Below are 22414 nucleotides of genomic sequence, written 5' to 3' on the forward strand. Positions count from 1 at the left end.
GAAGGAAGGGGGCTGGAATTGGATCTTGCGGGCCTGAGCTGCCCCGGCCGCGGCTCCTGCAGGTGAGGCGGCGTGGCCTGCCTCAACCCTGGTGCAGGCCGAACTCCACGCGGGTGGTCTTGCCCTTGTCGTCGATGCCTTCGGCATTGAGCTTGGGGTCCTTCACCGCATAGCGCTTGTCGTCCAGCTTGCCCTTGAACCAGGCCTGCACTGCCTGGGCGCGGCGCTGGGCCAGGTCGCGCATGGCGCTGTCGTCGACCGGCACGTTGGTCTCCATCAGGCTGCGCATCTCGTCGGGCTCCAGCGACTTCTTCAGGCCGATGATGTTCTTGGGCTTGCCCTTGAAGTCGTCGTCCTTGTAGGCGCGCTTGAGGTATTTCTCGTATTCGTCCGGGGTCACGTTCACCGCGGCGAGGGCGGCATCGGAGGTGTCGGCGTTCTTGCCGGACTGGTCCAGCACCTTCTGCTTGCGGACCATGGTGTCCACGGTGAACTTGCGCAGGCCATCCTGATCCTTGCTGGGGTCGACGCGGCCGATGATGTCCAGGTCCAGCGAGGTCTTCTGGTTGAGCATCGCCATGATCTTGCCGAGGCGCTCCTGCGCCTGCGCGTTGAGCACGTCCGAGCCCGGGTCGAATTCCACGTAACCCAGGTCCTCGTGGTTGCCGCCGCCGAACGCCGCGCCCAGCAGGCGGAACGGTGCGGTGGCGGCCTTGGCGATCAGGTTGCCGATGGCGCGCCAGATCAAGCCGCCCATGCTGAACTGCGGATCGTCCAGTGAGCCGGATACCGGCACGTTCACGTCGATGTTGCCCTGGGTGTCCTTGAGCAGCGCCACCGCCAGCTTCACCGGCAGGTGCTTGATACCGGGACTCTCGTCGCGGTCGCCGAAGGTGAGCTGGGTGATGAAGATGTGGTTGTCGGCATTGAGCTTGCGGTTGTCCAGCATGTAGTGGACATCGACGGTGAGCTTGCCGGCGGTGATCGGATAGCCGGTGTACTTGGTCGAGTACGCGGTGAGGCGGGTCAGCTCCACTTCGTCCGCCTTGCCCTTGATGTCGAGGAAGGCCACGGGCTGCAGCGGGTTGATGCTGCCGTCGATGTCCACCGGCGAGCTGTCGTCCAGCGCGGCCTGCACCGACACGTCGGCCGGCGGGTCGCCGGGCGTGGTGCCGAACGCGCCGATCTTGCCGGTGACCTTGGTGAGGTTGGCGGTGTAGTTCGGCTTGATGAAGTTGTCGGTGTAGTTGAGCTGGCCGTTGACCAGGGTGATGCCACCCAGGTGGATATCGGCGGCTGGTGCTGCAGGTGCCGCTGCCGTGGCGGCGGTTACGGTGGCGGTGGTGGTGGTTCCGGAGGTCTGCTTCGCTGGCGTCGGCGTCGGCGTCGGCGTCGGCGTCGGCGTCGCGTCCGGGGTGCCGGGCGTTTCGGCGCGCGTCACCGAGACGGGCGCTTCCTCGGGCGTGGCCACCACGTCGGACAGGTTGATCTTGCCGTCGGCGTTGACGATCACGCGGGCATAGAACGAGGTCAGGGTGAGGTTGCCGATGCGCACGCGGGGCGTGCCGGGACCGTAATCGACATTGACGCCGGAGCCACTCAGCGTGCGCCAGCGCAGGAAATCGTCGCCGGTCAGCTTGTCCTGCACACGCACCTGCTCGAGCGCCACATTGCCGCGATAGTTGAGCTTGGGCGTGTTGCTGCGTCCGTCGAAATGCAGCTTGCCATTGCTGGTGATGCGGGCGCTGGAGATGGTGACGTTCAACGGCACGCTGATGTACGACTCGAACGGTGCGATGTCCAGCTGCTTGGTGCTGAGCTGCACGTCGGCCACGGCCGGCACCGGCTGCACCTTGCCGCTGGCGGAGAAGCTGCCCTTGCCGGCGCTGCCTTCCAGGCTGAAGGCGCGCGGCTCGTTGAGCTTGTCGCTCAGGTCGTCCATGCCGCCCTTGAGCGACTTGAGCTGGATCTTCACCGGCTTGTCGCCGGACGCCTGGTCGGTGAAGGTCACATCGGTATCGTCAAAGCCGATGTGTGCCACGCTCCAATGCCATGGTGGGCCGCTGTCGCTCGCGGCTGCCTTGCCGGTGGGCTGCTTGGCGGCAAACAGTTCGAGCAGGGTGATGCGCTTGCGCGGATCGCGCAGCACGTCCAGCGCGAGGCCGCTGGCCACCACGCTGCCCACTTCGGCCTGCCGGCTGGCGAGGTCGATCTGCTTGATGTCGAACTCGACCTTTTTCCAGGCCACTGGTGCGGTATGGCCCTTGGCCTGGGGTTCCAGTGCGAAGTCGGTGACGGTTTCGTGCGCGTCAGCCAGGTGCACGTTGAATGCCTTGCCCCAGTCCAGCTGCAACTGGCCGTTGGCGTCGAGCTTGCCCTGGGTGACGCGGGCAGCCAGGCCCTGATAGGCGATGGCCTGCAGCGGCTTCAGTTCCACCTGCTTCAGGCCGAAGTTCACGGCCATTTTGGTGGCGGCCATGTCCAGCGTGCCCTTGGCGGACAGTTCGCCGCCGAACAGCTGACCGGCCAGATCCAGCTGCGCTGGCGGGGCGGCCAGCATGCTCAGGCCGTGCACGCTGCCGTGCAGGCTGGCCAGGTCGAGCTTGTCCTGGGTGGGGTTGGTGTAATGCACCGCGCTGCCGTCGAGCAGCACCGTATCGATGCGCAGGTCCATCGGCTCGGACTTCTTGCTGGCATCGGCCGGCGGGGTGGAGGACGAGGCGGTCAGCGTGTCAAAGTTGCTGTGGCCCTGGGCGTCCAGCGCGTAATAGAGCTGGGCCTGTTCCAGCTTCACCGTGCCCAGGTGATAGCGCGAGACCAGCGGCTGCACGTCCACCAGCTGGGCATTGGCGCGCGCCAGCGAGACGAGGGCCTGTTCGTGGCTGCTGTCGAGCACGAAGTCGTCCAGCTGCAGGTTGCCGGTGAGCTGGAGCTGCGGGGTGGGCTTGGCCTGTACGAAATGCAGGTCCACCGAGCCGCTGAGCACGCCCTTGGGGACGGCCACCGGCAGCGTGGTGGGCGCGTGGCCCATGTAGCGCGCCAGATCGAGGTGGTCGAGGGTGAAGTTGATGGTGGATTCGCGCGTATCGGCGAACGGCTTGGTGTGGCCCTCCACGCGCAGCGGACTGCCGTCCACGCGCAATGCCAGCAGCGGCTGCACGAATACATCGGTGTCGCTGGGCAGGTTGGCGAGGAACGGGATGCCAAGCTCCAGCTGGTCGACATGATGGCTGGTCTTCAGCGTCTGGTCGTCGAACTGGATGTCGCCGTTGTGCACGCTAATGTTGGACAGCGCAAAGCGCGTCGGCGGTGCGTTTGGATCGGACGGCTGCGAGGTGTAGCGATCGACGATATCGCTGAAGTTGAAGCGCTGCTCGCCGGTGCGCACGATGTGGATGCGCGGATGCTGCAGGCTCAGTTCGTCCAGCACGGGCGCCAGGCGGAACACCGAGGTCCACGAGGTGTTGATCACCACCTGGTCGATGTCGACGAAGGGCGACTTGCCGTCGCTGTCGGCGATGTGCAACTGGTCGAGTTCCAGCCGCAGCGTGTAGGGATTCAGGTGGACCGCGCCGAGCGTGACCTGACGCGACAGGGCGGCGCTGGCGCGCTTTTCGATCTGGCTGCGGATGATGGGTGGCCCGGCCAGGAAGCCGAGCAGGCCGAAGATCACCAGCACGATGGCCAGGATCAGCAGCGTCTTGCGGACCCGGTGCGACCGGTACACGGCGAGGGCGCGGTCGCGTCCCGCGGCCATATGGGGGTTGCTGAAGAGATCAGCCATGCCGACGATGCTCCAATGCCATCGCGAGCCGACCGTGCAAGGCCAAGAGGCCCTGCCACTTCACAATCCCGGCGATTCTGTCGGCGCGCCCTGCACCGAGTGTACTAGGGCGACCGTGATCGAGGCACGACGCTTCCGCCGTTTTTCGCGGCGGAAGCGTCGATTATGTGATGGTTTCGTGGAAGCTCAGCCCCAGGAGCAGACGACCTTGCCGCACTTGCCGGCATCCATCAGGTCGAAGCCCTTCTGGAAATCGTCGATGTGGATCTGGTGCGTGAGCACCTTCTGCAGCGGGAAGCCGGTCAGCACCATCTGGGTCATCTTGTACCAGGTCTCGTACATGCGACGGCCGTAGATGCCCTGCAGGGTGAGGCCCTTGAAGATCACCTTGTCCCAGTCGATGCCGGCGCCCTTGGGCAGGATGCCGAGCAGGGCGATCTTGCCGCCGTGGTACATGCAGTCAAGCATGTCGTTGAAGGCGCGCGGGTTGCCGCTCATTTCCAGGCCCACGTCGAAGCCCTCCATGTGCAGGTCCTTCATCACGTCCTTCAGCGACTGGTTGGCCACGTTCACCACGCGGGTGGCGCCCATGTCCGCCGCCAGCTTCAGGCGGTAGTCGTTGATGTCGGTGACCACCACGTTGCGTGCGCCCACGTGCTTGGCGATGCCGGCGGCGATGATGCCGATGGGGCCTGCGCCGGTGATCAGCACGTCCTCGCCGATCAGGTCGAACTCCAGCGCGCAGTGCGCCGCGTTGCCGTAGGGGTCGAAGAACGCGGCCAGCTCAGACGGGATCTGGTCCGGGATCGGCCACAGGTTCGAGGCCGGCATGGTCATGTATTCGGCAAACGCGCCGTTGCGGTTCACGCCGATGCCCACCGTGTTCGGGCACAGGTGCTGGCGGCCGGCACGGCAGTTGCGGCAGTGGCCGCACACGATGTGGCCCTCAGCGGAGACGCGGTCGCCGATCTTGTAGCCGGTGACGCCCGGGCCGATCTCCACGATGCGGCCGACGAATTCGTGGCCGATGGTCAGGCCGGGCTTGATGCTGCGCTGGGACCAGTCGTCCCACTTGTAGATGTGCAGGTCGGTACCGCAGATCGCGGTTTTCTCCATCTTGATCAGCACCTCGTTGGGGCCGACCTCGGGGACGGGCACTTCTTCCATCCAGATGCCCTGCTCGGGCTTGCGCTTGACCAGGGCTTTCATCATCTGCGGCATGGGATTTCCGTGGGGAACGACAGGTAAAACGACATTATAGAAGGCCCAGCGGGGCGCCGCCTTCGTGCAGTGCAGCGTTGCCGTTCCGGCCGCCTCGTTCTAGTGTCGCAAGTTTGTGTGGCAATCGACGGGGTAGGCGAATGCGGTTGAAGACGATGGGGCTGGCGATGGTCCGCCGGCGTGGCTTCCGGGGAGCGCGGCTCCGATCGGCCTTGTTGCTGGCCTTGGCGGCGCTGCCGCTGGCTTCGCCCGCCCAGGCCCTGGCCTCTGCGCAGGGGGCTTCGACCGCCCTGCAGTTTCGGATCACCGAGGGAAACATCGAAAACGCCTTTCTGCAGGATCGCGACGTCGCGGCTCATCTGCTGCTCAACTCGGGCGAGAAGCCGCGGGTACTGGTGGCATTCCCGGCCGGGAACAGCGGCGCAGGCGTCTGGTTCGAGCCTGTCTCGGCGCCGGTGCAATGGACGCTGGGGCAGGTGCAGCCGCTGCGGCAGACCGTGGATGGCCACGCCTGGAACGGCATCGCGGCGGATGCCACCGTGATGGCCGACCAACTGGTGTTGAAGGACGCCGTGCTGGGCAGCGTGCGCGTGCTGCGCGACTATCAGCTGGGTCAGGGCTATGCGGCCCAGGTTGCGGCCACGCCGCAGATCGTCGCCCAGCCGCAGTTGGCGGAGCGCTCCGTCCGCTGGCAGCGCCAGCGCGTCGATGGGGCCCCGGGCTATGCGATCGCCCTGACCGTGGACAACGGCCGCTTCCAGCGCGAGGACGGGCGCATCGTGCTGCGGCCGGACCGCGTCGGCGAGGCGCTGCGCGTGCACATCGAGGCGAGCACCGGCGAGACGCCGCTGACGCCTTTCGCCGACCTGCTCAACAGCGACGCACAGGATGATCCGCGCAGCCGCCAGGCCCTGCAGTTCCTCAGTTACCGCGAAAAATTCCTTGCCGGGTCCTGGCGTTTCGACACGTATTTTGGGCGCGATACGCTGATGTCCCTGCGCCTGTTGATGCCGGTGCTGCAGCCGGCCGCGGTCGATGCAGGGATTGCTTCGGTGCTGGCGCGACTCTCGCCGGATGGACAGGTGGCGCATGAAGAGAGCATCGGCGAATTCGCCGTGCTGCAGCACCTGAAGGAGCAGGGCAAGGCATCGGCTGACCCCGTCTACGACTACGTGATGGTGGACGACGACTACATGCTGCCTGCGGTGGCAGCCGCGTGGCTGCTGGAGGACCCGCGCGGCCGCCAGGGCGCACAGGCCTTCCTCGGTAGTGGTGAGAACGGGCAGCGGCAGGGTGACGCGCTGGTGCGCAACCTGATGTTCGTCGCGGCCAGCAGCGAGGCGTTCGCGCGCAAGCCGGTGTACAGCAACCTGGTCGCGCTCAAGCCCGGCAGCAAGGTGGGGCAGTGGCGCGACAGCAACGAGGGTATCGGCCGCGGCCGTTATGCCTACGACGTCAATGCAGTGTGGATGCCGGCGGCCTTGCGTGCCATTGGCCAGTTTCTCGACGCCGGCCTGCTCGATCAGTACACCACGCCGGCGCAGCGCGAGCGCCTGCGTGCCGCCGCCGCGGGTGCCGGTGACTGGGAGCGCCATGCGACCGCGCTGTTCACCGTGCATCTGTCCGGAGCACAGGCGGCACGGCAGGTCAGCGACTATGCCCGGGAGATCGGCGTGTCCGACACGCCGGCAATGGCGTCGTTAAAGGGCATGCCGCTGGAGTTCCTGGCCATCGCGCTGGATGCGCAAGGCCATCCGGTGCCGGTGTTGAATTCGGACGAGGGTTTCCGGCTGTTGTTTGGCCGGCCGGATCCGGCCGTGCTGGAACGTGACGTCGGCAACCTGATGCGGCCGTTTCCGGCTGGCTTGCGCACCGAGGTCGGCATGGTGGTCGCCAACCCGGTCTACGCCAGCCACGACGTGTGGGCACGTTTCGGCAACAGCGCCTATCACGGCACGGTGATCTGGGCCTGGCAGCAAGCGGTGATGGCGGCAGGACTCAAGCGCCAGTTGGATCGGGGTGACCTCCCGGCGGTGACCCGAACCCACCTGGAGGCCGCGCAGGCCCAGTTGTGGCAGGGTATCTGCGCGGCCAATGCGGTGCGCACCTCGGAGCTGTGGTCCTGGTCGTATCGCGATGGCCACTACCACATCGCGCCGTTCGGTGCGGGTGGCGCCGACGAGGACGAGTCCAACGCCGCCCAGCTGTGGAGCACCGTGTTCCTGGCCCTGCCGCCGCCGGTCACTTGCCGCTGAGCGACGCCCATGCCCGCCGCCAACGGCGGCGGGCATGGGTTGCTGCAAGGCCGCCGTGCAGTGCAACGTTGCCGCACAGGCCCCCTTCGTTCTAATGTCGCAAGTTATTGCGATTGCGCAGGGGAAGACGAATGCGTTTCACCACGATGGGATTGGCGATGGCCATGATGTTGGCCCCGGCCGCCCAGGCCGACGAGGGTATGTGGATGCCCTCGCAACTGCCGTCGATCGGCAAGCAACTGCATGCGGCAGGATTTCAGGGTAATCCGGCCGACCTGGCCGACCTCACCAAGGCGCCGCTCAATGCGGTGGTGAAGGTGGGCGGTGCCACCGGTGCCTTCGTCAGCAATGATGGCCTGGTGCTCACCAACCACCACGTCGCCTTCGGTGTCATTCAGTACAACAGCAACGCGCAGCGCGACCTCATCCAGGATGGGTTCGTCTCGCACCAGCGTGCGGAGGAGTTGCCGGCGAACCCGGACTTCCGCCTGCGCGTCACCACGGGTTTCGACAAGGTCACCGAGCAGGTGCTGGGCGCAGCCCGCGGCAAGACCGGGCGGGCCTATTTCGATGCCGTGGATGCCACGAGCAAGGCGCTGGTCGCCGAATGCGAGCGTGAACCGGGAGTTCGCTGCAGCGTGGTCAACATGTTCTACGGCCGCGACTTTTACCTGGTGAAGCAGCTGGAGCTGCGCGACGTGCGACTGGTGTACGCGCCGCCGCGTGCCATCGGCAATTACGGCGATGAAGTGGATAACTTCGTGTGGCCACGCCACGCGGGCGACTTCACCGTGCTGCGCGCCTATGTGGGGCGCGACGGCAAGCCGGCGGACTACGCCAAGGACAACGTGCCTTACCACCCGCCGGCGCACCTGCAGGTGGCGCGCCAGGGCGTGCATGACGGCGACTTCGTGATGCTGGCCGGCTATCCGGGCATTACCTATCGCCATCGCACCGCGGCCGAGTTTGCCGATCAGGTGGAATGGCGCCTGCCCACCCATGTGCAGGTGATGCAGCAGCTGCAGGAAGTGATCGAGGAAACCGGGCGCGAAGATCGCCAGGCGGCGATTCGCTATGCCTCCCAGCTGCAATCGCTGAAGAACGGCATCAAGCGTTTCATCGGCGAACTCGATGGGCTCAAGCGCAGCGATGCGGCCACCCTTCGTCGCAAGGATGAAGAGGCCATGCTGGCATGGCTGGCGGAACAGCCTTCCGCGTCCAGCCTGCGCCCCAGGATCAACGAAGTGTTCCAGCTGATTGCCGCCGGCAATGCCACGCGTGAGCGCGACCTGCTGCTGGGCATGCTGCAGTCGCAGACCCAGCTGATGCGCTCGGCGCTGACCCTGCAGCGGCTGGCCCATGAGCGTGGCAAGCCGGATGCGGAGCGTGAGGCGGGCTATCAGCAGCGTGACGACGACCTCACGGCCGGCGTGCTGCGCCAGGTGCAGCGCCGCTACGATCCCGCGGTGGAGAAGCAGTTGCTGAGCGCATTGCTGACGCGCTACCAGAAGCTGCCCGAAGCACAGCGCCTGCCGGAATTTGATGCCGCATTCGGGCGTACGCCCGCCGAATTGAAGGCGCGGCTCGACCGCGTCTACGCGGCTACCCGCCTTGGCAACGAGGCACAGCGACTGCAGTGGCTGACGGCCGATCCGGCAGCGGTGACCAAATCGGACGATGCCTTGCTCGCCCTGGCCGGCCAACTGCAACCGGCGTTGCTGCGCGTGGAAGACCAGCGCAAGGCCCGCGAGGGCGACCTGTTGCGCCTGCGCCCGGCCTACATGGAGGCCTTGATCGCCTATCGCGAGAAACAGGGGCGCGCGGTGTACCCGGATGCCAACTCCACGTTGCGGGTGAGCTACGGCAAGGTGACACCGCTGCAGCCGCGCGATGCGGTGACTTACGAGGCGTTGACCACCACCGCCGGCATCGTGGAAAAGAACACGGGCGTGGTGCCGTTCGATGCGCCCAAGCCGCTGCTCGACGCCATCGCCAAGGGTGACTACGAAGGCTATGCGGAGCCGAAGAGCGGCGCCATGCCGGTGGACTTCCTGAGCAACCTGGACACCACCGGTGGCAACTCCGGCTCACCCGTGCTCAACGCCAAGGGTGAGCTGGTCGGCCTCAACTTCGACAGCAACTGGGAAGCGGTGAGCGCCAGCTGGATGTTCGATCCGCGCTACAAGCGGGCCATCCACGTCGACCTGCGCTACATGCGCTGGCTGATGGACAAGGTGTATCCGGCGCCCGAGCTGCTGAAGGAGCTGGGCGTTCCTGCCCACGCGGAGCGCTGAGCCGTCCGCGTGCTGCGCGCGCAGGGGCGTCGCTCCGCGAAGCTGTTGCTTCACGCCGGCTTGATCGGGGTCGGCGTGCAGTAGCTGCTCCTGTTCGCGCAGAGAGGGGTGTCATGGAACAGCCTACCGATGCCTGCTGCACCCTCGGTGCAGCCGATGAGGGCCGACGCGCCCTGCTCAAGTCCACCCTGGGGCTGGCGGCGGTGGGCGCCGTAGGTGGCCTGGCGTGGGGGTTGCCCGGTCTGTCGATCGCCGCGGCCCTGACCAGGGAGCAGCGCGATGCGATGACGCCGGACCAGGTCATTGCCATGCTCAAGGACGGCAACCAGCGCTTCCGTGACGGCAAGCTGGATACGCATGATTACCTGGCGCAGAAACGCGTCAGCGCAGCGGGGCAGTATCCGGCTGCCGCCATCCTCAGCTGCATCGACTCGCGTGCTCCGGCCGAGATCATCCTGGACGCGGGCATTGGTGACACGTTCAACGCACGCGTCGCCGGCAACATCGCCAACGACGACCTGATCGGCAGCCTGGAGTTTGCCTGCGCGCTGGCCGGCGCCAAGCTGGTGCTGGTGATGGGGCACACCGCCTGCGGTGCGATCAAGGGCGCCATCGACCACGCAAAGCTGGGCAACCTCACCGGCCTGCTCGACAAGATCAAGCCGGCGGTGGACGCCACGCAGTTCAGCGGGGATCGCAGCAGCAAGAACGATGCGTTCGTCGATGCCGTGGCGGCCACCAATGTGCGCCACACCATCACGGCGATCCGTCAGCGCAGCGAGGTGCTGGCCGGGCTTGAGCGCGACGGCAAGATCAAGATCGTGGGCGCGATGTATCACCTCGTAGGCGGCCAGGTCGAGTTCTACGCCTAACGCGGTGTTGAAGCAGCGCACTCCGTGCGCGAAAAGCCCGCGGAGTAGCAGCGCGGGAAAGATCGCGCTGCGCGCACACTGCCGACGAGCACCCGGCGCATGTTGATAGAATGTCTGGATGCCGATCGATCAGCGCCCATTTGCCGTGTTCCTGATGGGCCCGACCGCATCGGGCAAGACCGCGCTTGCCTGCGCGCTCAGCGACGTGTTCCCGCTCGACCTGGTCAGCGTCGACTCGGCGCTGGTCTATCGCGGCATGGATATCGGCACCGCCAAGCCGGATGCGGTCACGCTGGCGCGTTATCCGCATCGATTGATCGACCTGCGCGATCCCGCCGAACCTTATTCCGCCGCGGACTTCCGTGGCGACGCCATGGCTGCGATGCAAGAGATCACGGCGCAGGGCAGGGTGCCGCTGCTGGTGGGCGGCACGGGTCTGTATTTCCGCGCCTTGCAGCAGGGCCTGTCGCAACTGCCCGAGGCGGATGCGCGGATTCGCGAGCGGCTGACTGCCGAAGCGAGCCAACTCGGCTGGCCCGCCTTGCATGAGCGGCTGCGGGCGCTGGATGCCGCCGCCGCGGCGCGCATCGGGCCCAACGACGCGCAGCGCATCCAGCGCGCACTTGAAGTGATTGAACTTACCGGTCGTCCGCTGTCGGAGCAGCAGCAGCAGGGCGGGCTGGGCCAGCGTTTCCCCTGGCGTGTGCTGAAGCTGGCGCTGCTGCCGGCCGATCGTGCGCCCCTGCATGCGCGTATCGCCCAGCGCTTCGACACGATGATCGCCGATGGCCTGCTGGATGAAGTGCGGGCGCTGCGCGAGCGTGGCGACCTGTACGCCGACCTTCCGGCCATCCGTGCGGTGGGCTATCGCCAGGCGTGGGAGCATCTGGACGGCCAGACGGATGCCGCGACGTTCCGTGACCGCGGGGTCTTCGCCACGCGCCAGCTGGCCAAGCGCCAGATCACATGGTTGCGCAGCGAGTTGGACGCCCGTGTGCTGGACCCCGAGCAGCCTGGCCTGCAGGCTCGCGCCGACGACGCCTTGCGGCTGTTTCTGGCGGGTCGTGCGTAACGGGGAGGCTGCGTTTTTTAAACGTCTTCTTCACACATGCGCAACGTGTGCATTTGCTCTTTCATCAACGATTTAAAAGTGGTTAATATTCCTCAAAACTTGGGCCGGGGCGCCTCGTGCGTCTTTTCTCCGGCCCGTCCGTATGCGAGGGGAGAAGAACAAATGTCCAAAGGGCAATCACTGCAAGACCCGTTTCTGAATGCACTGCGCCGGGAGCGCGTTCCGGTGGCAATCTACCTGGTCAACGGCATCAAGCTGCAGGGCACCATCGAGTCCTTCGACCAGTTCGTTGTGCTGCTGCGCAACCAGGTCAGCCAGATGGTCTACAAGCACGCCATCTCCACCGTAGTGCCCAGCCGCAACGTCCGTGTGGGCAATGGCCATGAAGGCCACGGCGACGCCTCGATCGGGTCCACCGACACCGAAGGTTGATTCGGCCGACCTGTCGACCCATGTGAGTGGTGAGACTGCCTGGCCCGGCGACCCGCTGCGGCCGGGCAGGGTCCCGGCATACACTTTCCCACTCCAGCCATGCCCCCGGGCTAGCCGCCGGCGGCATGGCGTCCCCATACAGGTCTTCCCAACCACGTGTTTGATCGTCAAAAGAAAGGCGAGCGAGCCGTCCTTGTCCTCCCGCAGTCGCGGGGCGATGGTGACGCAGCCCGCCGTGCCGAAGAGTTCGCCGAGCTGACGCGCTCGGCCGGCGCCGAGATCCTGGGCACCATCACCGCCCGAATCGACGTGCCCAATCCCCGCTATTACATCGGTACCGGCAAGGCCGACGAAGTGGCCGAGGCTGCCCGTGCGCTCGGCGCCGACCTGGTGCTGATCGACCACCTGCTGTCGCCGGTGCAGGAGCGCAACCTCGAGAAGCTGCTCAACATCCGCGTGGTGGATCGTGCCGGCCTGATCCTGGACATCTTCGCCCAGCGTGCGCGATCCCACGAAGGCAAGCTGGAAGTGGAGCTGGCCCAGCTCAAGCACCTGGCGACCCGTCTGGTGCGCGGCTGGACCCACCTGGACGCCCAGCGCGGCGGTGCCATCGGCAACCGCGGCCCGGGCGAAACCCAGCTGGAAACCGACCGCCGCCTGCTCGCCGAGCGAGTGAAGATGCTCAGCAAGCGCCTGGAGAAGGTGCAGACGCAACGCGTGCAGCAGCGCCGCGCGCGCCTGCGCAACACGGTGCCGCGCGTGGCCTTGGTCGGCTACACCAATGCCGGCAAGTCCACCTTGTTCAACGTGCTGACCGAAGGCGAGGTGTTTGCCGCCGACCTGCTGTTCGCCACGTTGGACCCGACGGTGCGCAAGCTCGACGGCCTTTCCTGCGGTCCGGCAGTGCTGGCCGACACGGTGGGTTTCGTGCGCGAGCTGCCGCACGACCTGGTGGCGGCCTTCCGCGGCACCCTCGCCGAGGCCCGTGATGCCGACCTGCTGCTGCACGTCAGCGACGCGGCAGACGAGGAGCGCGAGCGGCTGGCGCGCGTGGTCGACGAGGTGCTCGACGAGATCGACGCCGGTGACCTGCCGCAGTTGCGCGTGATGAACAAGATCGACCTGGCCGGTCTGGAGCCGCGCATCGACCGAGATGACCAAGGCCGCCCCACCACCGTCTGGCTGTCTGCCGCCACCGGGCGGGGCCTGGACCTGCTGAGGCAGGCGCTGGGTGAACTGCTGGGGGGCGATCGCGTGCAGTCGGAGCTGCGCCTGCCGTTGTCCGCCGGTCGCCTGCACGCACGGCTGAAGGCAGCCGGGGCCATTGCGGGAGAGGAAGTGGACGAGGATGGCTGGCGCCTGACCATCGACGCCCCCCGCAGCGTGATCGCGCCCCTCAGTGGCGGCAGCGCGGTCGAGGCGGCCCTGTTGCGGGACCTGCTCGGCACCGAGGAAGAGCAAGCCCTGTAGCCGCGTACCCTGTGCGTGACCGGCCCGGCGCCCAGGCGAAGTCCACGCCGCAGATCCGAAGCCGTTTGTGTGCAGGGGCCGCTCCGGCAGGGCCGATTCCGGGGCAGGGGGGCAATCCCTGGTCCGGCTCTGATAGAATGGTCGCCGTTTGTGCGGCCTCTCCGTGCCTCGGCGGCACACTTGCCACGACACGCCCTCGCCACCATGTCCAAACCCGTTCAACGCGTTTTCCGGCCAATGTTGCCGGCCTCCCAGCGGCCTCAAGGAGACTGACCATGGCCTGGAACGAACCCGGAAACGGGCAGCGCGACCCCTGGGGCAAGAATCGCCCGCCCGGCGGCAAGTCGGGGCTGGATGACATCATCAAGCAGCTGCGCGGTCGACTTGGCCGCCTGGGTGGCACTGGCAGCGGCGGCCTGTTCACCATCGTGCTGGCCTTTGCGCTGGTGTGGCTGGCCTACAGCAGTTGCACCATCGTGGATGCACGCCAGGCCGGCGTCGTGCTGCGTTTCGGCAAGTACGCACGTACCTTGCCGCCCGGCTTCCACCTCAAGTTGCCCGGCCCCATCGAAACCGTGACCAAGGTCGGCACCACCGAGATCCGTTCGGTGTCGGACAAGGTACGCATGCTGACCAGTGACGAGAACATCATCACGGTCGACTTCAACGTGCAGTATCAGGTCTCCGATGCCCGCAAATACCTGTTCTCGCTGAGCGGCCCGCCGGAAGACACCCTGCGCCAGGCTGCCGAGGCCGCGGTGCGCACGGTGGTGGGCGCCAACGTGATGGACAACATCCTCACCAGCCAGAACGAACCCGCGCCCGGTTCGGCCCCGGCCCCGGCCAGCAGCGTCGCGACCGCCTCGTCCAGCCCTGCGCCGGCCTCGTCCGTGGCCACCGCCGCGGCAACCCCGGCTCATGCGGCTGCCGCGCAGACGCGCGACACCCTGCAGCAGCAGACGCGCGAAATCCTGCAGGCGACGCTCAACGAATACGATGCCGGCCTGGTGGTTACCGACGTGAGCTTCCAGAACGTCGCGCCGCCGCAGGAAGTGAAGGATGCCTTCGACGACGTCAACGCCGCGCGCGAAGACAAGCAGGGCACCGAGAACAACGCCCGCGCCTACGCCAGCCAGGGGGTGCCGGTGGCGCGCGGCGATGCCTCGCGCATCCTGGCCGAGGCGCAGGGCTACAACGCCCAGCGCGTGGCCCTCGCCACCGGTGACGCCGCGCGCTTCAATCTCATCCTCAAGGAATACAAGGCTGCGCCGGACGTCACCCGCCGACGCCTGTGGCTGGAAACGGTCGAGGACGTGATGTCGAACAATCCCAAGGTGCTGGACGGTTCCGGCGGCCGCAACATGATCTACCTGCCGCTGGATCGTGCCACCGGCAAGGACGTGCCGGGCGTGGGCGCGGTGATGCAGTCCGCGGGCAATGACAGCCTGGCCGGCAAGGAGAAGCAGCCATGAAGTTCGCCACTGGCGTCATTGCCGTGCTGCTGGTGCTGATCGGCTTCAACAGCCTGTTCGTGGTGCACGAGGGCCAGACCGCGCTGGTGCTGCAGTTCGGTCGCATCGTGCGTACCGGCGACAAGCCGGGTCTGCATGCCAAGCTGCCGTTCGTGCAGCAGGTGATGACCTTCGACAACCGCATCCTCACCCTCGAAGCCCCGCCGGAGCGCTACTTCACCTCGGAGAAGAAGAGCGTCAACGTCGACTTCTACGTGAAGTGGCGCATCGCGGACAACGCGGCCTACTACCGCGCCACCGCTGGCGACGAGCTGCAGGCGGCTGCGCGCCTCACCCCGCTGGTGAAGGACGCGCTGCGCTTCGAATTCAACGGCCGTACCCTGCAGGAGCTGGTCTCTGCCGGTCGCAAGGACATCACCGAGCGGGTGCGCAAGCAGACCGACCTGGCGGCCAGCAAGAACCTCGGCATCACCGTGGTGGACGTGCGCATCAAGCGCATTGACCTGCCGGACGAAGTGAGCGAGTCGGTCTACAAGCGCATGCGCGCCGAGCGCGCCCAGCTGGCCAACGAGCTGCGCTTCACCGGCCAGCAGGAGGCCGAGACCATCAAGGCGGATGCCGATCGCCAGGCCCAGGTCATCAAGGCTGAGGCCGAGCGCGACGCCGCCAAGGTGCGTGGCGAGGGCGATGCCCAGGCCGCGGCCATCTACGCGCAGGCCTATGGGCAGGATCCGGAGTTCTTCGCGTTTTATCGAAGCCTGGCGGCGTACCGTAAGTCGTTCCAGGACGGCAAGGGCGTGCTGGTGCTCAAGCCAGACTCGGAGTTCCTGAAGTATTTCAACGACGGCGCCTCGTCGAAGCACTGAGAGGCGGGCGATGTCGCGTGAGCTGGTGGCGGCACTGTGCCTGGTGCTGGTGATCGAAGGGCTGGTGTTGTTTGCCGCGCCGCGCAGTTGGCAGGCCACCATGCGCGAGGCGGTGAAGCTGAGCCCGCGCACGCTGCGCCTGTGCGGCGCGGTGGCCATCGGCATCGGGCTGGTGGCGCTGCAACTGATGCATTGAGTTAATGCGGTGGATGGGCCGCTCAAAACCATCGGGATTTCCAACGAAGCTTCACCGTCGTCCCTGCGCAGGCAGGGACCCAATGGCTCCAAAGGCGCTGGATTACCGCATGCGCGGGAACGACGAGACGGAACTTCGAACTCCTTAGCCCCTCGGGGCACCACATTCTTCAAATTGACGAGAGCAACATCATCATGGGCAAGTCAGTAGTCATCCTTGGTGCGCAGTGGGGCGACGAAGGCAAGGGCAAGATCGTCGACCTGCTGACCGAGCAGGTCAAAGCCGTGGCGCGTTTCCAGGGCGGCCACAACGCGGGCCACACACTGGTGATCGGCGGCAAGAAGACCGTGCTGCACCTGATTCCCTCGGGTATCCTGCGTGACGACGCGCTGTGCCTGATCGGCAATGGCGTGGTGCTGTCGCCGCAGGCGCTCAAGCAGGAAATCGAAGAGCTGGAAGCGCAGGGCGTGGAAGTGCGTTCGCGCCTGAAGATCAGCCCGGCCACGCCGCTGATCATGCCGTACCACATTGCCGTGGATAAGGCCCGCGAGGCCGCCGCCGGCAAGTCGGCGATCGGCACCACCGGCCGCGGTATCGGCCCGGCTTATGAAGACAAGGTGGCCCGTCGCAGCGTGCGCGTGGCCGACCTGATGTACCCGCACGAGCTGCCGGAGAAGATCAAGGCGGCGGTGGAGTACCACAACTTCATCCTCACCCAGTGGCTGAAGGCCGAGCCGGTCGAGTACCAGCAGGTGCTGGACGATGCGCTGGCCTATGGCGAGTTCATCCGCCCGATGGTCGACGACGTCGCCACCATCCTGCACGACGTGCGCAAGGAAGGCGGCCACATTCTGTATGAGGGCGCGCAGGGCGCGCTGCTCGACATCGACCACGGCACCTATCCGTACGTGACCTCGTCCAACACCACCGTGGGCGGCGCACTGGCCGGCACCGGCGTGGGCGCGGGCGACATCGACTACGTGCTGGGCATCTGCAAGGCCTATGCAACGCGCGTGGGCGGCGGTCCGTTCCCCACCGAGCTCAACGACGAGATGGGCGAGCGCCTGCGCAAGGTCGGCAACGAGTTCGGTGCCAGCACCGGCCGTCCGCGGCGTTGTGGCTGGATCGACCTGGTTGCGCTCAAGCGCGCCGTGCAGATCAACGGCATCAACGGCCTGGCCATCACCAAGCTCGACGTGCTCGACGGCCTGCCGAGCATCAAGGTCTGCATTGCCTATGAGTACCGCGGCAAGCGCCGCGAACTGGCGCCGCTGGACGCCGATGGCTGGGCCGAGTGCAAGCCGGTGTACCTGGAGTTCCCGGGTTGGGACGAATCCACCGCGGGCATCCGTGAGTGGGACAAGCTGCCGCCGGCCGCCCGCGCCTACCTGCGTGCGGTGGAAGAGCTCTCCGGCTGCAAGCTGTCGCTGGTGGCCACCGGTGCCGACCGCGACGACACCATCGTGCTGGACGACCCGTTCGCCTGATCAGGCGAGCCTAAGCCCGGACCACAAAAGCCCCGCCCTGTGCGGGGCTTTTTGTTGCGCCGCTCAGGGCCTGTAGGAGCGCACCCTGTGCGCGACCAGCGAGAGCCCGGTCGCGCACAGGGCGCGCTCCTACAGGGAGCCGGAAGGCCCCATGACTTTCGGCCATATCAAGCCGCATCACTCGTGCCGCAAGATCGAGGTGTTTTGCATCCATTAGGGCCGGCCTTGGCCCACCAAAGAGGGGATACAACATGCGTACTCGTCTGGCTTCCGCCCTGGCGCTGGCACTGGCTGGCGTGAGCTTTACCGGAGCCGTCCTGGCGGTCGATTCGGCACCCACGGCACAGACCACTACCCAGCTGCCGCGCGCCGTGCGCCCGTCGCACTACGCCGTGTCGATCACGCCGCATGCGTCCACGCTGAGCTTCGACGGCAAGGTGACGGTGGACGTGGAAGTGCTCACGCCCACCAACAGCATCACGCTCAATGCCATCGACATGAGCTTCAGCAAGGTGGAGCTGGCGGCCGGCAAGGGCAGCGCGGCGCTGCAGCCGAAGGTGAGCACGGACAACGATGCGCAGACCGCCACCTTCACCTTCGACAAGCCGATCGCCAAGGGCAAGTACCAGCTGTCGATGACCTACACCGGCAAGATCGGCACCCAGGCCAATGGCCTGTTCGCCATCGACTACGACAGCAAGGCCGGCAAGAGGCGCGCGCTGTACACCCAGTTCGAGAACTCCGACGCCCGTCGCTTCATCCCGTCGTGGGACGAGCCCAACTACAAGGCCACCTTCGACCTCGATGTGACGGTTCCCGCCGGTGACATGGCGGTGAGCAACATGCCGGTGGCCTCGACGGCCGACGCCGGCAACGGCCTCTCGCACATCACCTTCAAGACCTCGCCCAAGATGTCCACCTACCTGCTGTTCTTCGGCACGGGTGAGTTCGACCGCATCACCACCAGCTCCGAAGGGGTGGAGATCGGCGTGGTGACGCAGAAGGGCCTGACCTCGCAGGCTGCTTTCACGCTGGAATCGGGCAAGGCGGTGCTGAAGGAATACAACGACTACTTCGGCGTGCCGTACCCGCTGCCCAAGCTGGACAACGTGGCCTCGCCGGGCAGCAGCCAGTTCTTCTCCGCGATGGAGAACTGGGGGGCCATCTATACCTTCGAATACGCGCTGCTGCTCGATCCGTCCATCTCCACCCAGTCGGACAAGCAGGAAGTGTTCAATACCGCCGCGCACGAAATGGCGCACCAGTGGTTCGGCGACCTGGTGACCATGCGCTGGTGGGATGACTTGTGGCTCAACGAAGGCTTCGCCTCGTGGATGGCCTCGCGCACCACCGATCGCCTGCATCCGGAGTGGAATACCAAGCTCGATGCGGTTGGCATTCGCGAAGGCGCCATGTCCCGCGACGCCGTGGTTACCACGCATCCGGTGGTGCAGCACGTGGAAACGGTGGACCAGGCCAGCCAGGCGTTCGACTCCATCACTTACTCCAAGGGCGAGTCGGTGATCCGCATGCTGGAAGCCTACGTGGGTGAGGATGCTTGGCGCACCGGCGTGCGCAATTACATCAAGGCCCACGCCTACGGCAACACGGTGTCCGACGACCTGTGGCATGCCATGGATGCGGCCGCACCCGGCAAGCAGGTCACCACCATTGCGCACGACTTCACGCTGCAGCCGGGCATTCCACTGATCCGCGTGGAAGCGGCCACCTGCAGCAACAACACCACCACGCTCAAGCTGACCCAGGGCGAGTTCACCAAGGATCGCCCGAACAAGCAGCCGCTGCACTGGCACGTGCCGGTGATCGCACAGACGGTCGACGGCAAGGCGGTAAATACCATCGTCGACGGCCAGGCTTCGCTGAACGTGCCGGGTTGCGGCACGGTCTTGGTGAACGCAGGGCAGAGCGGCTACTACCGCACGCTGTACGCGCCGACGCAGTTTGCCGAGATCAAGGACGGCTTCACCAAATTCGCCCCGATCGACCAGCTTGGCGTAATGAGTGACGCCTGGGCGCTCGGAATGGCGGGCCTGCAGCCGGCCTCGGACTTCCTCGACCTGGCCAAGGCCACGCCGGCCGATGCCGACCCGCAGATCTGGGACGAGATTGCCGGCAGCTTCTCCGCGCTCGACCAGTACTACCGCGGCGATGCCAAGCGGCAGGCAGCGCTCCGCGCGTTCGCGATCAAGCGCTTGTCGCCGGTGTTTGCCCGCGTCGGCTGGGACGCCAAGCCCGACGAAAGCGTGCCCACCACCATCCTGCGCAGCCACCTGATCAGCGTGCTGGGCGGCCTGGGCGACACGACCATCATCAATGAAGCGCGTCGTCGCTATGCCGCGCAGGACACCGATCCGAAGGCCGTGCCGGCCGAGCTGCGCAAGACCATCCTGGCGGTGGTCACCAGCCACGCCGACGCCGCTACCTGGGACAAGCTGCATGCCGCCGCCAAGGCGGAGAAGAGCCCGATGGTGAAGGATCGCCTGTACGCCCAGCTTGCCTCGGTGGAAGACGAGGCCCTGGCCAAGCGTGCGCTCGACCTCGCGTTGACGGACGAACCCGGCGCCACCAACAGCGCTGGCATGATCCGTATCGTCTCGCGCCTGCATCCGGAGCTGGCCTTCGACTTCGCAATGGCTCATCGCGAGCAGATCGACAAGGTCGTCGACGGCAGCTCGCGCAGCCGCTACTACCCGACGCTGGGCACCAGCTCGTTCAACCCGGCCATGATCGACAAGATCAACGCCTACGCGAACGCCTACCTGGCTGCCGGCTCGCGTCGCGACGCCGAAACCGCCGTGGCCAACATCAAGTACCGCATCATGGTCCGCAACGAGCGCCTGCCCGCGGTGGATGCCTGGCTGGTCAAGACCGGCGGCTGATCGCCACTAGCCGTCAAAGCCCCAAGAAGCCCTCTCCCCATGGCGACTCGAAGGTAGTCTCTGTGGGAGAGAGGGGTTGGGGTGAGGGTGCGGGGCTTGCGTGGCCTTCAACGCATTCGCTTCGACCGCACCCTCATCCGCTGCGACCGAAGGAAGTCCCCGTGGAACCGGCACCTTCTCCCGGCGGGAGAAGGATTCCGCTGGTGGAGCCTTTGCTAGCCCCTCTCCCCTGCGGCGACCCGAAGGTAGTCCCTGGGGGAGAGGGAAGGAGGGTACGGACTTGCCACGCCCTTGAATCGTCAACACAACCCCGGGGCGACGCGACTCATCGCCCCGGGGCCATCACGCTTACCGCCCCAGATCCTTCAGAAACTCCTTGGTGTACTGCAGCGGCGTGCTGGTGCTTACCGAATTACACGTCGGCGAGGCGGTGGTCTGGCTACACGGCGTGTCGCGATCCAGTGACCAGAAGTGGATGCCGGCAAGGCCGTTGCTCACCGCATAGCTGGTGACGGTGTCGGCATTGGTGATGGTGAAGTTCTCGCTGGAAACATCGTTCACGCCGATCATCGGGGTCAGTTCGATCTTGCTGGCCGGGATGCCGTAGGTGTGCTCCAGGTTCAGCGCGGCCTGGATGGCCGTCTGGCCCATGTCGCACGCACCGTTGGAGACCACGCACACGCTGGCACTCGGCGAGCCGTAGTCCATCGTCATCAGGTTGATGGTGTAGTTGGTGAGGCTGGAGGCGAGGATAGCCTTCACTACTTCATCGCCCAGGCTGTTCACGCCGCCATAGCTGCCATCGGATGCACCCAACGTGGCGATGGTGAACGAGAAGCGCAGGTTCGGGTACAGCGACTGACCGTAGGCCGCTGCCGCGACGAGGTTGGTGATGTCGCTCTGGCTCTGGCCACCCTCGATGTCGAAGTCCACGCCCACCAGCTGTGCCGACATGTAGCGGGTCAGGAAGGCGGCGAAGTTGGCAGTGCTGCCGCAGGTGAACGTACCCGCCTGGCCGCCAGTGGAAATGACGTAGGGCAGGCCGGCGCTGGACAAGGCCGAGATGTTCGCCGTCGCAAAACTCGCGCCCGGCACGCCACCCCAGTTTTCACTGCCGCACTCGCCAGTGGCGAAGGCGAGAGTGATCGCGCTGAGGTCGGGCACATAGCCTGAATACAGGCTGCCGCTGCCCACCACCGGGATGGCCGAGCCGGTTGCGGCCGCACTCTGCATCACGTCGGTGTTCCAGTTGAGGTTGATGGTCACGTCCTTGTACGGACTGAACAGAAGGTTGGAGCCGGTGCCGGGTGGATTGGTGGTGCCGCTGCCCGAGCCGCTGCCGGAGCCGCTGCCGCTACCCGAACTGCTGCCCGAGCCGGAGCTACTGCCGCTGCCACTGCCCGAACTGCTGCCGGTGCAGGAGCCTTCGGATGTCCACGGCTCACCCGTGCCGGTAGCGCCACTGTTCGTGGCCGGGTCATTGCCTTGCGTCCACCAGTTGGCGACGTAGTTGATGCCGTTCTCGCTGACCACCGCGCCGGCGTTGTATGCCGTGCTCGAACTCCACGCTGCAGCGCAGGTGCCGCCCGAACTGCTTCCACTGCTGCCGCTGCTCGTGCTGCCGCTACTACCGCTGGAACTGCTGCTGCACGCGCCTTCCGATGTCCACGGCTCGCCCGAGCCGGTGGCGCCACTGTTGGTGGCCGGATCGTTGCCCTGGGTCCACCAGTTGGCGACATAGTTGATGCCGTTCTCGCTCACCACGGCGCCGCCGCTGTAGGCCGTAGTGGAACTCCATGCCGCCGCGCAGGTAGTCGTGCTTTGCGCATGCACCACCTGCACCGGGGCCAGGGTCATCAGGCTCATCGCCATTGCGCCGCCCGCCGTACTCAGCAGGGCATGCAGCGCCGTACGTACAGACATCACCGACTGCTTCACTCGCATAGGGGTTCTCCTGTGGCAATGCATCGTCGTGGTGAATGTTCGAGACGACTGGCCGATTCCCGCTGGCCGTCAGGGGCATGCGTTCCAGCAAATCCTGTTCGCCACGGCATCGGCCCTGGCTGGAGCGCTGTCGTCTATGTGTCCCGTAG

14 protein-coding genes are annotated in these 22414 nt (G+C 66.2%); 11 read left to right on the forward strand and 3 right to left on the reverse strand.

Translation table 11 applies throughout. From position 1 onward, the window contains the following. Window positions 1-82 precede the first annotated feature (82 nt). Window positions 83-3784: a DUF748 domain-containing protein gene (locus DVU99_RS00830; RefSeq protein ID WP_114238310.1), complete on the reverse strand. Its 3702-nt coding sequence runs from the start codon at window positions 3782-3784 to the stop codon at window positions 83-85. 186 nt (window positions 3785-3970) lie between these two features. After that, window positions 3971-5005 (reverse strand): L-threonine 3-dehydrogenase, encoded by a 1035-nt coding sequence (tdh, locus tag DVU99_RS00835; RefSeq protein ID WP_198670140.1) that lies wholly within the window; start codon window positions 5003-5005, stop codon window positions 3971-3973. A 140-nt stretch (window positions 5006-5145) separates the two neighbouring features. Between tdh and DVU99_RS00840 the strand changes: the two genes are divergently transcribed. The 11 genes from DVU99_RS00840 to DVU99_RS00890 all read left to right on the forward strand — a co-directional run bounded on the left by DVU99_RS00840 (window position 5146) and on the right by DVU99_RS00890 (window position 20321). Continuing rightward, complete coding sequence (locus DVU99_RS00840) at window positions 5146-7260, forward strand: hypothetical protein (protein ID WP_232823400.1); 2115 nt, start codon at window positions 5146-5148, stop codon at window positions 7258-7260. Window positions 7261-7391: 131 nt separating this feature from the next. Beyond that, window positions 7392-9554, forward strand: a complete 2163-nt coding sequence (locus tag DVU99_RS00845) for a S46 family peptidase (RefSeq protein ID WP_114238311.1) — start codon at window positions 7392-7394, stop codon at window positions 9552-9554. Between the two features lie 113 nt (window positions 9555-9667). Then, on the forward strand, window positions 9668-10426 hold the full coding sequence (locus tag DVU99_RS00850; RefSeq protein WP_114238312.1) for a carbonic anhydrase family protein: 759 nt from the start codon (window positions 9668-9670) through the stop codon (window positions 10424-10426). 118 nt (window positions 10427-10544) lie between these two features. Further along, a complete protein-coding gene (gene miaA / locus DVU99_RS00855) occupies window positions 10545-11498 on the forward strand; it encodes a tRNA (adenosine(37)-N6)-dimethylallyltransferase MiaA (RefSeq protein ID WP_114238313.1) in 954 nt (317 codons plus the stop codon). A 162-nt stretch (window positions 11499-11660) separates the two neighbouring features. Next, window positions 11661-11930, forward strand: coding sequence for an RNA chaperone Hfq (gene hfq, locus DVU99_RS00860; protein ID WP_114238314.1), 270 nt, complete (start codon window positions 11661-11663; stop codon window positions 11928-11930). A gap of 156 nt (window positions 11931-12086) precedes the next feature. Then, window positions 12087-13400 (forward strand): ribosome rescue GTPase HflX, encoded by a 1314-nt coding sequence (gene hflX / locus DVU99_RS00865; protein WP_114238315.1) that lies wholly within the window; start codon window positions 12087-12089, stop codon window positions 13398-13400. A 275-nt stretch (window positions 13401-13675) separates the two neighbouring features. After that, window positions 13676-14872, forward strand: coding sequence for an FtsH protease activity modulator HflK (gene hflK / locus DVU99_RS00870; protein WP_114238316.1), 1197 nt, complete (start codon window positions 13676-13678; stop codon window positions 14870-14872). Then, window positions 14869-15738, forward strand: coding sequence for a protease modulator HflC (gene hflC / locus DVU99_RS00875; RefSeq protein ID WP_114238317.1), 870 nt, complete (start codon window positions 14869-14871; stop codon window positions 15736-15738). Before hflK ends, hflC begins: the two co-directional genes overlap by 4 nt. Before the next feature lie 10 nt (window positions 15739-15748). Next, window positions 15749-15934 carry a DUF2065 domain-containing protein gene (locus tag DVU99_RS00880; RefSeq protein WP_114238318.1) on the forward strand — a complete coding sequence of 62 codons (186 nt, stop codon included), beginning with the start codon at window positions 15749-15751 and terminating at the stop codon, window positions 15932-15934. Window positions 15935-16128: 194 nt separating this feature from the next. Next, the gene (locus DVU99_RS00885) at window positions 16129-17421 is read left to right on the forward strand and encodes an adenylosuccinate synthase (RefSeq protein WP_114238319.1); all 1293 of its coding nucleotides are present in this window, start codon (window positions 16129-16131) and stop codon (window positions 17419-17421) included. A 251-nt stretch (window positions 17422-17672) separates the two neighbouring features. Further along, a complete protein-coding gene (locus DVU99_RS00890; protein ID WP_114238320.1) occupies window positions 17673-20321 on the forward strand; it encodes a M1 family metallopeptidase in 2649 nt (882 codons plus the stop codon). A gap of 348 nt (window positions 20322-20669) precedes the next feature. On the opposite strand, the gene DVU99_RS00895 is transcribed toward DVU99_RS00890, so the two are convergent. Continuing rightward, the gene (locus DVU99_RS00895) at window positions 20670-22244 is read right to left on the reverse strand and encodes a carbohydrate-binding protein (protein ID WP_232823401.1); all 1575 of its coding nucleotides are present in this window, start codon (window positions 22242-22244) and stop codon (window positions 20670-20672) included. Window positions 22245-22414: the final 170 nt, after the last annotated feature.

Source organism: Dyella sp. C9 (assembly GCF_003332825.1).
GTDB lineage: Bacteria > Pseudomonadota > Gammaproteobacteria > Xanthomonadales > Rhodanobacteraceae > Dyella.